The organism is Calothrix anomala FACHB-343, assembly GCF_014696435.1.
In the GTDB taxonomy this organism is placed as follows: Bacteria; Cyanobacteriota; Cyanobacteriia; order Cyanobacteriales; family Nostocaceae; genus Aulosira; species Aulosira anomala_A.
Window position 1 is genome coordinate 1 of record NZ_JACJQG010000062.1, and the last position, 15,283, is coordinate 15,283.

General features: G+C 41.2%; 8 protein-coding genes. All 8 read left to right on the forward strand.

Going from position 1 to position 15,283, the window contains the following annotated elements:
- Positions 1-503: 503 nt before the first annotated feature.
- Positions 504-1,028, forward strand: a complete 525-nt coding sequence (locus tag H6G08_RS27720) for a P-loop NTPase family protein (RefSeq protein ID WP_190548943.1) — start codon at positions 504-506, stop codon at positions 1,026-1,028.
- A gap of 268 nt (positions 1,029-1,296) precedes the next feature.
- Positions 1,297-2,532 carry an LL-diaminopimelate aminotransferase gene (locus tag H6G08_RS27725; RefSeq protein ID WP_190548945.1) on the forward strand — a complete coding sequence of 412 codons (1,236 nt, stop codon included), beginning with the start codon at positions 1,297-1,299 and terminating at the stop codon, positions 2,530-2,532.
- 891 nt (positions 2,533-3,423) lie between these two features.
- Complete coding sequence (locus tag H6G08_RS27730) at positions 3,424-3,663, forward strand: calcium-binding protein (RefSeq protein WP_190548947.1); 240 nt, start codon at positions 3,424-3,426, stop codon at positions 3,661-3,663.
- A 113-nt stretch (positions 3,664-3,776) separates the two neighbouring features.
- The gene (locus H6G08_RS27735; protein ID WP_190548949.1) at positions 3,777-6,251 is read left to right on the forward strand and encodes a calcium-binding protein; all 2,475 of its coding nucleotides are present in this window, start codon (positions 3,777-3,779) and stop codon (positions 6,249-6,251) included.
- Positions 6,252-6,363: 112 nt separating this feature from the next.
- Positions 6,364-9,261 carry a beta strand repeat-containing protein gene (locus H6G08_RS27740; RefSeq protein WP_190548951.1) on the forward strand — a complete coding sequence of 966 codons (2,898 nt, stop codon included), beginning with the start codon at positions 6,364-6,366 and terminating at the stop codon, positions 9,259-9,261.
- Positions 9,262-10,240: 979 nt separating this feature from the next.
- The gene (locus H6G08_RS27745) at positions 10,241-12,733 is read left to right on the forward strand and encodes a beta strand repeat-containing protein (protein ID WP_190548952.1); all 2,493 of its coding nucleotides are present in this window, start codon (positions 10,241-10,243) and stop codon (positions 12,731-12,733) included.
- A 553-nt stretch (positions 12,734-13,286) separates the two neighbouring features.
- Entirely contained in the window at positions 13,287-14,981 is a 1,695-nt protein-coding gene (locus H6G08_RS27750) for a calcium-binding protein (protein WP_190548954.1), read from the forward strand.
- A gap of 91 nt (positions 14,982-15,072) precedes the next feature.
- A complete protein-coding gene (locus H6G08_RS27755; protein ID WP_190548956.1) occupies positions 15,073-15,252 on the forward strand; it encodes a hypothetical protein in 180 nt (59 codons plus the stop codon).
- The last annotated feature ends 31 nt before the right edge of the window (positions 15,253-15,283 follow it).

Here is a 15,283-nt window from a genome sequence, read left to right on the forward strand (position 1 = left end):
TGGGATATGCTTTACTCATGTTGCTCTCTCGGTGCTGTCTACTATCTATTCACAGCGTATACCGAGAGAGCTTTTTTACAATCTGTCCGACTTTTCAAACATCCTCTAAGAGACAACTCGATCGCAAAGAAGAGAGTTGACACTCACCGCCCTAAAAGTGCGGTGATTCTTGGGCTGAATCTTGCCTCCACCAACAATGTTGATTTTGGGCTGACAGTTTCATGTTTAGTCCGACTACACTTTTTACAGCAAGCACTCTTATGGACTACTCCCCAAGCGTAAATTCGGGTATGCCCTACCCTATTTGATTTTTATTTTCTCCCACCTATGCCATATTTTTAGAGGGCAGTGAGGTATTGGGGCAACCCTTGAGGGCTGGTGACACTAGCCTTTATCCAACGGTCAGTTCGCGTGCCACGACTACACATCTGATTTTCCGGTTGTACTCATTTTACCAGAAAGGCGTCCTAGAAGGACGGGGTTTTAGACCCATTCTCCTGATAATGAAAAAAGTAGCCGTGTTTGGTAATACTGGAGGCGGTAAATCAACTCTCAGCCGGAGATTATCAGAAATTACTGGTTTACCACTCTACATTTTAGATAAAATTCAATATCAACCAGGGGGCGCTAAAATTTCAGATGAAGAGTATCAGCGCATTCATGCGGAAATTTTAGCTAATAACCAATGGATTATTGATGGCTTTGGTTCAATGGAAACTCTTTGGCCTAGACTCAACGAAGCGGATAGTTTGGTATTTATCGATTTACCCCTATATGTGCATTTTTGGTGGGTAACTAAACGGTTAATTACAGGTTACTTTCAACCCCCAGCAGGCTGGCCGGAAAATAGTCCTATCTTCAGTAGTTCGCTAAATAGCTACCGCGTGCTGTGGTTATGCTACAAATATTTGACGCCAAAATATCGTGAGTATATTGCACAGGCTGAAAGTAGCAAAAAGATTTATCATATTCGTTCAGTGCAAGAGATTGGGCAGTTTTTTAAATCAATTGAAAGTCAGAATAAATAACAGTTTGAGGTTGGGCGATCGCTATATTAGTTAAATGTTACATTTACTACCATATAAAATATGTCTTTAATTCTATCCCTTCTAGAAATGGGATAAAAGACAACCCAACACCGTCAACCGTCAACCGTCAACCGTCAACGTGAAATACCCCCACATTACCCTTGTGGTAAAGTCATTGGCTGTGTGCGATTCGAGAATTACGGCAAAACTTTATAATTTGTAATCTGTTCGCAGTAAGCTTGTTTGATGGTATTTCTCTCAATCTACTATGGCAACGATTAACGACAACTACCTGAAGCTGAAAGCAGGTTACCTATTTCCCGAAATTGCACGGCGGGTAAATGCCTTTGCCCAAGCCAATCCAGATGCGAAAATTATTCGGTTGGGGATTGGCGATGTTACAGAACCTCTACCTGAAGCTTGCCGCACAGCGATGATTAAAGCTGTAGAGGAAATGGGCGATCGCGCAACTTTTAAAGGCTATGGCCCCGAACAAGGTTATGCTTGGTTAAGGGAAAAGATTGCAGCGCAAGATTTCCAAGCTAGGGGTGCGGATATCGACGCCTCGGAAATTTTTATTTCTGATGGTTCTAAATGCGATACGGGGAATATTTTAGAAATTTTTGGACATGATAATGCGATCGCTGTTACCGATCCGGTTTATCCTGTCTATGTAGATACTAATGTCATGGCAGGTAATACAGGTGTCGCTAACGATAAAGGCGAGTTTGCTGGCTTAGTCTATCTCCCCATTACCGCCGAGAATAACTTCACCGCAGAGATACCAAACCAGAAAGTCGATTTAATTTATCTTTGCTTTCCCAATAACCCCACCGGCGCAACTGCTAGTAAGGAACACCTGAAAGCTTGGGTAGACTATGCAAAGGCGAATAACTCGATTATTTTCTTTGATGCTGCTTACGAAGCTTACATCACCGATCCGGCAATTCCCCATTCGATTTATGAAATTGAAGGTGCTAGGGATGTCGCCATTGAGTTTCGTTCTTTCTCCAAGAATGCAGGTTTCACCGGCACTCGTTGTGCTTTAACTGTCGTTCCCAAAACTTTGACAGCCAAAGCGGCTGATGGTTCTGATGTTGAACTGTGGAAACTGTGGAATCGTCGCCAGTCTACCAAGTTTAACGGCGTATCTTACATTGTACAGCGCGGTGCGGAAGCTGTTTATTCCCCAGAAGGACAGGCGCAAATCCAAGGATTAGTCAGCTTTTATTTGGAAAACGCCAAAATTATTCGCGAAAAGCTAACAGCCGCCGGATTGTCAGTATATGGTGGTGTCAATGCCCCTTATGTTTGGGTAAAAACTCCCAATGGTTTATCAAGTTGGGAATTTTTTGATAAATTACTGCAAAACGTCAACGTTGTTGGCACTCCTGGTTCTGGCTTTGGTGCTGCTGGCGAAGGTTACTTCCGCATCTCTGCATTTAATAGCCGAGAAAATGTAGAAGAAGCTATGCAACGAATTACCACTGGCTTGTCTTTGTAAGTCTGTTTTGACTATAGTGCGATCGCATATTCAAAGCTGATGGCTCAGATATGCGATCGCATTATATTATCATTGGTCATTGGTCAAAGAAGAGGACAAGGGGCATTGGGCATTGGGCATTGGGCATTGGGCATGGGAGACATTGAGAATTATTTATTTGTCTGCGTCACGCTCCAAGTCTACTTTTCCCCCCTGCTCCCCTGCCTCTTTGGTCATTTGTCATTGGTATACCCTTGAGAATACAGCGAATTGCAACTTGGTGAGGTACAGATAATCGTTGATTGTAGGGGCATTGGCACTGCCATGCCCCGAAGCGCGTACCTCATTTACCTGAAATATGCTTTATATTGATTATTTGCTAATATTATTTGAATTATTATTATATTTTTCTATACCTGCATAAATAGTTATGGTTAATTTAAAAACCATAGATTATCAGTGTTTTGCAGGTGATATCGATAAAATATGACTAAGAAATATCAAATTTTATTGAGACTTTATTTTTCCTGTCTTGCAATACTAAATTGGCCTCAGTGAAATTTTTAAAGATTAGATAAAGTTAGGTATCCTCCCAAGAATTTATGGTAAGTAAATACTCAGGTTAACTCTGAGTTAAGAAGGTAAAAACAAGGAAAACATATTCATTATTGATGCTTGTATAGTTCTGACAGTAGTAACCATCCTTGATTAAAAGTGCGATCGCCCCATCAATCCCAAATTAAAGTATGGATAATTTCCCCAAGCATTACTAGTAAATCGCAGTATTTCTCGCCAAGAGAGCAACATCAACAATAAGTTGCTCGCTGAAAATTGTCCTGCTTTGTGAGATAGGAATTGTACATTTAGCGCCAAGTTAGTAACAAGATAAATTATTTACAAAAAAATAAAACAATGGCAATAATTTACGGAACTACATTAGACGATATCCTCAATGGAACTACTAGTGGCGATCGCATTTACGGTTATGCAGGTAATGATGTCCTCAATGGTGGTAGCGGTAACGATACACTTTCTGGGGAAGTGGGTAACGATACATACATCGTTGATAGTCTTGGCGATGTTGTCAGTGAAGATAATCGTGCAGGTGGCGATCGCACAATCAGCGCTGCAAATTTTCTAGTCGTTGCTTAATAGCGCGCAATTTCTTTATTAGGGATTGAGCAATACTTAAACCCCTAATAGTCTTTGTATGGCTGGCTTTAACCATCATACCTATATATTTACAAATTTTTAGGAAGAAAATCATGGCAACAATTAAAGGTACTGCTGCTGACGATATCCTCAATGGCACTACTAGCAGCGATATCATTTACGGTTATCAAGGTAATGATGTCCTCAATGGTGGCAGCGGGAACGATACCCTTGATGGCGGTAGCGGTAACGATACACTTTCTGGGGGAGGGGGTAACGATACATACATCGTTGATAGCCTTGGCGATGTTGTGAGTGAAGACAATGGTGCAGGCGGCGATCCTGGCGGTAGCAAAGATACAGTCATTTCTTCAGTAAACTGGACATTAGGCAATTATATTGAAAGACTTACCCTCACTGGCGCAGCTATTTCTGGCACGGGAAACAATCTCAATAACAGAATTACGGGTAATGAATTTAACAATATTATCAATGGTGGAGAAGGCAACGATACCCTAGAAGGTCTGGCAGGAAATGATAATTTGTATGGTGGGCTAAGTAATGACACAGTCTACGGTGGTGACGGTAATGACTATATTTACGACAATCAAGGCAAGAACAAACTCTACGGTGAAAATGGTAATGATGAGCTAAGTGTTACCTCTTCATCTACAAGTAACACTTTAGACGGTGGTTCTGGTAATGACTACTTGTATGCCCATAACTCCAGTGGCAATAATACCCTCAAAGGCGGATCTGGCGATGATTACTTATATATCGTCTCTTCCTTGGGTAATAACAGACTGAGTGGGGATGAGGGAAATGATATCTTTGCGCTTCGAGGATCTAGCGGGAACAATACACTTTCTGGCGGTACTGGCAATGATACCTTTAATGTTGCCAGCGTTACAGGCGCAAATAGGTTTTCTGGCGGCGATGGTAATGACTCTTTCTATCTATCTGCAGGTAATACAGCTTCGTTAGTAACCCAAACAATATATGGGGATGGTAATAGCGATTACTTGGATGTCGATTACATCAGTGCGAATGGTGGTATCATCATGACCTTGGATGGAACCACAACTAACGGCTCAATTACTGCTGGCACAAATAAGATTAGCTTTTCGAGTATTGAAAGCTTCAATATCATAGGTACAAACTACGATGATAGTATTAAAGGAGGCAATGGCAACGATAGATTTTACGGAGGCTATGCTGGTAATGATCGGATTAATGGTGGTGCCGGTCACGATTTCTTGAAAGTTGACTATGATGAGCCTGACAGTGGCATCACCATGACTTTAGATGCAAGCACTGGTAGTGGTACGATCGCCAACGGTACAAACTTTATTCGCTTTCAGAATATTGAACAATTTGAGATCGGTGTTACCAGCTATAATGACTTGCTTCTAGGTGGCAATGGAGACGATACTTTCCGGGGGGGCGGTTATAGTAGTAATGGTGGCAATGATGTCATTGATGGTGGTGGCGGTAACGATTTATTAAGGCTTGATTATTATGAAGATGGCGGCCCATTAATCATGTCCTTAGATGCAAACACTACTAGTGGCACCATTACAACAGGTAGCAACTTTATTCACTTCTCGAATATTGAACGTTTCCATATATTTGCTACATACGAAAATGATACCCTAGTGGGTGGTGATGGCGACGACTACCTCGCAGGAGGTTTTTATGGCAATGATGTCATTCGTGGTGGCAATGGTAATGATTATCTCCGTGGGAGTTATGATGGCATTAGCTATTTAGATGGCGGTAATGGCGACGACATCATCATTGGCGGTGCAAAAGGCTACGATACTATCATTGGCGGTGCAGGTAATGACATAATTGGGAGTGAAGATTCTGGAAATCAGACCGTTTATGGTGGTGATGGTGACGATAGGATAGGCAGCGACTATTCTGATGGGAATAACATCTTCAATGGAGAAGATGGTAACGATCTCCTTAACCTCAGATATTCTGGTGGCAATAACATCTTAACCGGCGGTAATGGCAACGATTCGCTGACTATTGAAGATACTGGTGGCAATAATATCTTAAATGGTGGCAATGGTAATGACTATTTAGCTATACGCGGTGATTCCTATGGCGATAACACTCTTCAGGGTGGCAATGGGGATGATACATTGAGTTGCTATTATGGTAATGATTTACTCATCGGTGGTGATGGTAATGATTATCTCACTGGTGGTAGCGGTGATGATACCTTTGTTTTCAATAATTACAGTCAAGGGATTGATACTATCTCCGACTTCAAGAGCTACTCGATCGGATATGACGGGATTGATTATACTTATACCTATGATAATGATGTGATTCAAGTATCTGCTGCTGGTTTTGGTGGTGGCTTATCCATCGGCGAACTCTCATCAAGTCAATTTACCATTGGTGCGGCTGCTAATGATAGCAATCAGCGATTTATCTACAACGATATTACAGGTGGTTTGTACTTTGACTCAGATGGCAGTGGAACTGGATTTGCCCAAGTACAATTTGCACAATTGTTCGATTCACGATCCAGTGTACCAGCTATCAGCACTGCGAATATTAGAGTCGTAGCTTAATAGCGCGCAATTATCACCAGGGGTTGAGCAATGCTTAAACCCCTAATAGTCTTTGTATGGCTGGCTTTAACCACCATAGCTATATGTTCACAAATTTTTTAGGCAGAAAATCATGGCAACAATTAAAGGTACTGCTGCTGACGATATCCTCAATGGAACTACTAGCAGCGATATCATTTACGGTTATGCAGGTAATGATGTCCTCAATGGTGGCAGCGGGAACGATACCCTTGATGGCGGTAGCGGTAACGATACACTTTCTGGGGGAGGGGGTAACGATACATACATCGTTGATAGCCTTGGCGATGTTGTGAGTGAAGACAATGGTGCAGGCGGCGATCCTGGCGGTAGCAAAGATATAGTTATCTCTTCAGTAAACTGGACATTGGGCAATTATATTGAAAGACTTACCCTCACAGGCGCAGCAATTTCTGGCACGGGAAACACCCTCAGTAACAGAATTACGGGTAATTCACTTAACAATATCCTCAATGCTGGAGAAGGCAACGATACCCTAGAAGGCAAGACAGGAGAAGATTCACTGTATGGTGGGCTAGGTAATGACACAATATACGGTGGTGACGGTAATGACCGTCTTTACGACTTTGAAGGTAAGAACAAACTCTACGGTGAAGATGGTGATGATGGGTTAGATATTTCTAACTCTTCTGGGAGTAATCTTTTAGACGGTGGCTTAGGCAGGGATTTCTTATATGCTTATAATTCTACAGGCAATAATACCCTCAAGGGGGGATCTGGCGATGATTTGCTGTATATCAACGATTCATCTGGTAATAACACCCTGAGTGGCGATGATGGAAATGACTACTTATATGCCGATAACTCCAGTGGCAAAAATACCCTCAAGGGGGGATCTGGCGATGATAGGTTAGATGTCAACGATTCCTCAGGTAATAACAGTCTCAGTGGTGATGGGGGTAATGATATCTTGGATATCGATTACTCTAGGGGGAACAATACTCTCTCAGGCGGAACTGGGAATGATTACTTTTCTGCCGATTACATCGCGGGGGCTAATAAGTTTTACGGGGGAGATGGTAATGACGAATTTTATATAACCACAACTAATACAACCTCCTTAGTAACTCATATAGTAGACGGAGGGTTAGGTAACGATTTTTTCGACTTATTTTTTCTTAATGCTAATGCTGGCATCACCATGACTTTAGATGCAAGCACCACTAATGGCTCAATTACAGCTGGTAATCAAAAAGTTAGCTTTCAGAATATTGAACGCTTCATTATCAGAGGTACTAACTATGATGACAATATTCAAGGAGGTAATGGCAACGACGGAATAAATGCCAGAGGTGGTGGCAATGATACCATTAGCGGTGGTGCAGGTAACGATGGAATCGGAGCCGAATATTCCATAGGCAACAAGTTCTTCTATGGTGGTATAGGTGACGATTACCTCTCTGTTAGAGAATCGAATGGCAATAACATTTTGGATGGAGGTGATGGTAACGATAAATTAGTAGCCTATGGTGTTAATGGTACTAATAGCCTAAGTGGTGGCGCAGGCGATGACTCCTTTACTTTATTCATTGGTTCGGAAGAATCTGAAACATCTCCTTCTTCTTTAGTTACTCAGACAGTAGACGGAGGTGTAGGTAACGATTACTTGTGGATTATTAACAATATTGCTAACGGTGGTATCATCATGACTTTGGATGCTACCAATACTAATGGCTCAATTACAGCTGGTACGAACAAAACTACCTTCTTGAGTATTGAACAACTGCGCATAAATGCTACAAACTACGATGACAACATTCAAGGAGGCAATGGCAACGACTACTTTGAGTTCATCAGTGGCAATGATACGGTTAATGGTGGTGCAGGCGACGATATCATCGACTTATCGTTTAGTGATAACAATAATATTTTGAATGGAGGTGCAGGTAACGATCGCCTGAATATAAGTTTTGGTAATGCTAATAGTGGCATCAACATGACCTTGGATGGAACCAATACCAATGGCACAGTTACTGCGGGGACTGCCTTTGTTAGCTTCCAGGCTATCGAAAGTTTCTTTATCTTTGGTACAGAATATGATGACAATATTAAAGGAGGCAATGGCGATGATGAATTGTTAGCCTATCGTGGTAATGATACCCTAATTGGGGGTGCAGGTAACGATTCACTATTCGCATCTTCTTTTTATGGCAATAGTATCCTCGATGGTGGTACAGGTAACGATAGACTCACTATTTCCTATGGTTCTTCTGGCAATCACATCTTAAATGGTGGATCTGGCGATGACTCCTTTTATATAGAGCAAAGTCGTACATCGTCCTTGGTGACTCATACGTTAGATGGTGGTACGGGTAACGATTTGTTGTCAATTGATTACATCATTCCTGACGGTGGGATCGTCATGTCCTTAGATGCAACTACGACTAATGGCACAATTACTGCGGGTACATACAATATTAGCTTCCAGAGTATCGAACGTTTAGGGATCAACGGTACAAACTACGATGACAATATTCTAGGAGGGAATGGCGACGACGGCTTAAGAGGAGGCATTGGTGGTAACGATACTATTAGTGGGGGCGCAGGTAACGATGTACTATCTGGATCTTCTAATGGCAGTTGTATCCTCATTGGTGGCGATGGCGACGACATCTTTTATACGAGCGATCGCAATGATACCCTGACTGGTGGCAATGGTAAAGATACTTTTACTGTGTATCATAGGTACTTTAGTCGTATTGATACTATCACTGACTTCAGTACAACGGATGATTTAATTCAGATATTTGCTACTGGTTTCGGTGATGGATTATCGTCCGGTACACTTTTATCGAGTCAGTTTACTATTGGTGCTGCTGCCACAACAAGTACTCAGCGATTTATTTACAATAATGGTACAGGCGCTTTGTACTTTGATGAAGATGGCAGTGCAACTGCATTTACTCAGGTACAATTTGCCCAATTATCTGCTGGATTATCACTTAGCGCTGCTAACTTTATGATTCGTTAATCAATTGCAGATTTTCTGATGTTTGTTTAAAAACGGGTATGGGACATATAGCAATCCTATTTCAGTTGTGAAAAATATCGGTTTTGGCTGTTGACTGGTGAATGTTGACTGTAAACGGTTAACAGCCAAGAATCATTTATGTAATCTTTCACACATTATTTAGGATTGCTATAGGTTGGTACCTATGTTCTATACCTGCTGTCTTTTCATGGGATAATACATCCACATCATAATTTTTTGTGAAATGGTATCAGATATTGCGATCGCCTGTTTCGCAATCATCTGGCATAATTAATTCTTTTTACTTATTTATAAAAGTACAATAAATTAAACCAGTCAAAATCATATAAAAACATATATTTTTGTTTTTTGTAACGCTGAAAAAAAGCTGGAAATATCTCACTCTTAATTAAGATTCATTTGCTGGATTTTGCTAAAAATTTAAATAACAGCAATAGATTTTTAAAGATTGGATAAAGTTCAGATATGTTGAGGGAATTTATGGTAATTAAATAATCAGACCAATGATCTATGAAGATGTAAATAACTAGCCTGTGTTCTAGGAATCAGTTTCCGTACCTTGGAAGTCGGCGACCGCTTTTTTACGATAAGCAGGTTTTGTTGGTGAGTGAGTGGCTTCTGGTTTATTTTGGCATAAATGTGCAAATTCATAGAGCATTGGCATTGAGCAATTAATTAAGCAGCTAGCAACTGCTGAAAATTCTTTGTAAGTGTTTAACTAATCAAAGCTAGGCAATAGCCTAAGAAAATTCAACGCCATGACAATACTGGTAAGGGTTTTCGTTGGTAATTGTTAAGGTTGCAAGTATGTTTACGGCTTGTAACATACTAGCGTGCAATCGCGCTTTTTATTTATGAGGTGCGCGATCGCTTCATTATCGTACTTTGTGGCAGAGGAATTGTGCTCTAAGTACAAAATTTTCTCGTGAAGAATTCAATTGTTTAAAGGAATAAAACAATGGCAACAATTAAAGGTACAGTAGCTGACGACATCCTCAATGGCACTACTAGCAGCGATATCATTTACAGTTATGAGGGTAATGACATTCTCAATGCTGGTACAGGGAACGATACTCTTGATGGTGGTAGTGGCAACGATACTATGTCTGGAGGTTCTGGTAATGATACATACATCGTTGATAGCGCTGATGATGTTGTGAGTGAAGATAATGGTGCAGGCGGCGATGCAGGTGGCATTGATACTATTAAGTCTGCGGTTAATTGGACATTGGGCAATTATATTGAAAAGCTGATTCTAACTGGGACAGCAATTTCTGGGACGGGAAACGCACTCAATAATACGATTACGGGTAATAGATTTAACAATTCACTATCTGGTGGGGATGGTAATGATACCCTCAAAGGCATGGTAGGTGCAGATTCATTGTCTGGCGGTCTAGGTAATGACAAACTCTATGGTGGTGATGATGATGACAACCTCTCTGACAATCAAGGTAACAACAGCCTCTACGGAGAAAACGGCAATGATACGCTAGATGTTTCCAATTCATCTACAAGTAATCTTTTAGATGGTGGCTCGGAACAAGACTACTTATTTGCTAATAATTCCAGTGGCAATAATACCCTCAAGGGGGGATCTGGAAACGATCAATTGTCAGTCAACAATTCTTCAGGTAATAACAGCCTGAGTGGTGATGCAGGAAATGACATTTTTTATCTTGAGGGATCTATCGGTAAAAATACGCTCTCTGGTGGGACTGGAAACGATCAGTTTTATATCAATGGAGTTACGGGCGCTAATACGTTTTTTGGGGGGGATGGGAATGATGAGTTTGATGCTCGTGGAGTTACAGGTGCTAATACGTTTTTTGGGGAGTATGGGGATGATGACTTGTCCATCAATGATTCCGCAGGTAATAACACCCTGAATGGTGATGCAGGAAATGACACCTTATCTGCTCAGGTTGCTAGAGGTGATAACACCCTGAACGGTGGTGCAGGTAACGATTGGCTAAGTATTACCGACTCAAGAGGCAATAACATCGTCAATGGAGGTGATGGCAACGATAAGCTAACAGCCTCTGCTGATATTGGTGCGAATACCCTCAATGGTGGCGCAGGCGATGACGAATTCTTTGTATCCGCAAGTGACACAAATTTTTTAGTAATTAACGTAGTAGAGGGGGGTACTTTTAACGACTACTTGCAGGTTAATTATTCTAGCGCTAACGGTGGCATCAGCATGACCTTAGATCCAAGCGCTAATAATGGCTTAATGATTGCGGGTACAAATCAAATTAGCTTCCAAAATATCGAAAAGTTTAATATCACAGGTACAGCCTATGATGACAATATTGTTGGAGGCAATGGCGATGACTACCTCTACGGAGGCTATGGTGGTAACGATACGATTAGCGGTGGTGCAGGTAACGATTTGCTAAGTATTACCGGCTCATTCTATTACTCTTACTTTGGCAATAACATCTTGAATGGAGGAGATGGCAACGATACCCTAACAGCTGCTGTCAAAGGTGCGAACACGTTGAATGGTGGGGCTGGCGATGACTCCTTCATTTTATCCGCAAATTATACAGATTCCTTAGTAACTCAGATAGTAGACGGGGGTACTCTTAACGACTACTTGGAGGTTAATTACTCTAGTGCTAATGGTGGTATTAGCATGACCTGGGATGCAACCACTACTAATGGCACAATTACTGTGGGTACGAATCATATCAGCTTCTTGAATATTGAAAAATTGAATATATTCGGTACATCCTACAGTGACAATCTTCAAGGAGGCAATGGTGATGATACTTTAAACGGGGGTTATGGTGGCAATGATACTATTAGCGGCGGTGTAGGGAATGATGTGATACGTGCCGAAAACTATGCTGGTATTAATATTTTGAATGGTGATGATGGAGACGATAGGCTCATATCTAATGATTATTATGGACAGAATAGCTTGAACGGAGGCAATGGTAATGATTATCTGGAAGTAAATAATAGTTACTATTACTATTACTATGATGGCGGCGATAACACCCTGAACGGTGGTGATGGAGATGATACCATCTTTGGGAGCGATCGCAATGATATCCTGACTGGTGGCAATGGTAATGATTATCTCAATGGCAGGGGAGGTAATAACACCCTGAACGGTGGTGATGGTAATGATATCTTCATTCTGAATGCATATTATTATAATGGCATTAATACTATCTCTGACTTCAATACAACTGATGATTTAATTCACTTGTCGGCTAATAGTTTCAATAATTTCGGTGGTGAATTATCGCTTGGTGTACTTTCATCTAGTCTGTTTACCATTGGTACTGATGCCACAAATAGCACGCACCGATTTATCTACGACGACGCTACGGGTGCTTTGTACTTTGACCCTTATGGTGGCGGTGGGTATCAGGTACAATTTGCACAATTGTCTGCTGGATTAGCACTCACTTCTACTAATTTTGTTGTTGTTTGATCGAGGTTAAGGGCTTGCCAAACGCAGATTTCTGCTGTTTGTCAAAGAATGATGGAATAGAGCATAGGTTTACTCCTATGTTCTATACCTATGTGATTTTGGTGGAATCAAGTGGAGCCGCATAATTTATGGAGATTTGCTCGCCAGTATCTTCTATTACTTGATTTGAGTAATAATCGATTCTTAAAGATTAAATAAATTTAGGGCTTGTAGCAATAATTTAATGCTAAGTAATACTTAGGTTAACTCTAAGTTAAAAAAGTGAAAATGACCAAAAATTATTTGTAATTGCCTAATTGAGGAAACAGCGATAGTAGTCTTTTGAAAAAGCGATGTCTACGACAAGCCGCTCCGCGTCTACGCTTAATCAACCCGATAATCAAGCAGGAATAATTCCCCAAAGCGCTACTCATAACGCACAGTATGGATTGCAAAGTAATCAACATCAATGAAATGTTGGTTACCTAAATTTTGTTGTGCCTTATGAAAGGAAAATTGTGCATTTAGCACCGTGTTTTTGACCAAATACCTTATCTCTATAAAGGATAAAACAATGGCAACAATTAAAGGTACAGTGGCTGACGACTTACTCAATGGCACTACTAGCAGCGATATCATTTACGGTTATGAGGGTAATGATGTCCTCAATGGTGGTAGCGGGAATGATACCCTCGATGGTGGTAGCGGCAACGATCGCATGTCTGGGGGATCGGGTAACGATACATACATCGTTGATAGCCTTGACGATGTTGTTAGTGAAAATAATGGCGCTCTTGGCGATCCTGGTGGTAGCAAAGATACAGTCATCTCTTCAGTTGACTGGACATTGGGCAATTATATTGAAAGACTTACCCTCACTGGCGCAGCAATTTCTGGGACGGGAAATACCCTCAGTAACAGAATTACGGGTAATGAATTCAACAATATTCTCAATGGTGGAGAAGGCAACGATACCCTAGAAGGGAAGGCAGGGCAAGATTCACTGTATGGTGGGCTAGGTAATGACACAATCTACGGTGGTGACGGGAATGACTATCTTTACGACTTTGAAGGTAAGAACAAACTTTACGGTGAAAATGGTAATGATGAGCTAAGTGCGAGATCTTCATCTACCAGTAATACTTTAGACGGTGGTTCTGGAAATGACTCTTTAGATGCCGATAATTCTAGTGGCAATAATACCCTCAAAGGGGGATCTGGCGATGATTGGTTGTCTATGAGCAATTCCTCAGGGAATAACAGACTGAGTGGGGATGAGGGAAATGACATCTTTGAGCTTCGAGGATCTAGTGGGAAAAATACACTTTCCGGCGGTACTGGAAATGATACCTTCAATGCTTCTGGTGTTACAGGCGCAAATAGGTTTTCTGGCGGCGATGGTAATGACTCGTTCTATCTATACGATTTTGTGAGTAATAGTACCCTTGATGGCGGTGCAGGTAAGGATTATTTGGCTGTTTCTGGAGATGGGATCATCATGAATCTGGATGATACCACCATGAATGGCACAATTAAGAGTGGTACGGGAAAAATTACCTTCTTTGGTATCGAAAGGTTTTGGATCTACAGTAAAAACGCTGGTGGCTATCTTCAAGGAGGTAATAGTGATGACTACTTGATCGCAATCGATGGACAATATACGTTGATCGGTGGTGGTGGTAATGACTACCTATATGTAGATGATGATTCTGGTAAAGATTCCATCTTGAATGGTGGTGATGGCGATGATACTCTCCGTGGGAGCAATCTTAATGATGTCCTGATTGGTGGCAATGGCAACGATCATATCTTTGGCCAAAGTGGTAACGATACCGTGACTGGTGATAATGGCGATGATTCTATCTTTGGGCGTGGGGGTAATCAATTACTGAGTGGTGGCAATGGCAACGATCTTATCGTTGGCTCGGATGGTTACCATACCCTAACTGGTGGTTCTGGTAATGATACCTTTGGTATTAATGATTACGATGAAGGATTTAATACTATCAAAGACTTCAGTACAAGAGATGATTTAATTCGGTTATCTGTTTATCTGTTGCGTAATGAATTATCGCCCGGTGTACTTTCATCAAGTCTGTTTACCATCGGGAAAGCTGCGACAAATAGCACGCAGCGATTTATCTACAACGACGCTACAGGCGCTTTGTATTTTGACATTGATGGCAGTGCTAATGCCTTTACTCAGGTACAATTAGCACAATTGTCTACTGGATTATCACTGAGAGCGGCTAATTTTTTTGTTGTTTGATAAAGCTTTTGGGCTTGTCAAACGCGGATTTTCTGCTGTTTGTTTGAGAATGGGGGTATACTGCATAGGTTTGCATCTCTGTTTTATACCCTTGACAATTCTTATTGGCTCAGGTAAAAACGCAAAACAGAACTTCGTTAATGGTACAGGCGCTTTGTACTTTGATGAAGATGGTAGTGCAACTGCATTTACTCAGGTACAATTTGCACAATTTTCTGATCCAGTGTTGGGTGTAGCATCACTGGGTGTTGCTGATTTTGTCGTTGTTTAATTGCGATCGCACTAATGATTGCCATTATCTA

What these genes read in the sequence shown, in the direction of transcription:
- H6G08_RS27720 (WP_190548943.1), top strand. Translation starts at nt 504, where the DNA reads ATGAAAAAAGTAGCCGTGTTTGGTAATACTGGAGGCGGTAAATCAACT.
- H6G08_RS27725 (WP_190548945.1), top strand. Translation starts at nt 1,297, where the DNA reads ATGGCAACGATTAACGACAACTACCTGAAGCTGAAAGCAGGTTACCTA.
- H6G08_RS27730 (WP_190548947.1), top strand. Translation starts at nt 3,424, where the DNA reads ATGGCAATAATTTACGGAACTACATTAGACGATATCCTCAATGGAACT.
- H6G08_RS27735 (WP_190548949.1), top strand. Translation starts at nt 3,777, where the DNA reads ATGGCAACAATTAAAGGTACTGCTGCTGACGATATCCTCAATGGCACT.
- H6G08_RS27740 (WP_190548951.1), top strand. Translation starts at nt 6,364, where the DNA reads ATGGCAACAATTAAAGGTACTGCTGCTGACGATATCCTCAATGGAACT.
- H6G08_RS27745 (WP_190548952.1), top strand. Translation starts at nt 10,241, where the DNA reads ATGGCAACAATTAAAGGTACAGTAGCTGACGACATCCTCAATGGCACT.
- H6G08_RS27750 (WP_190548954.1), top strand. Translation starts at nt 13,287, where the DNA reads ATGGCAACAATTAAAGGTACAGTGGCTGACGACTTACTCAATGGCACT.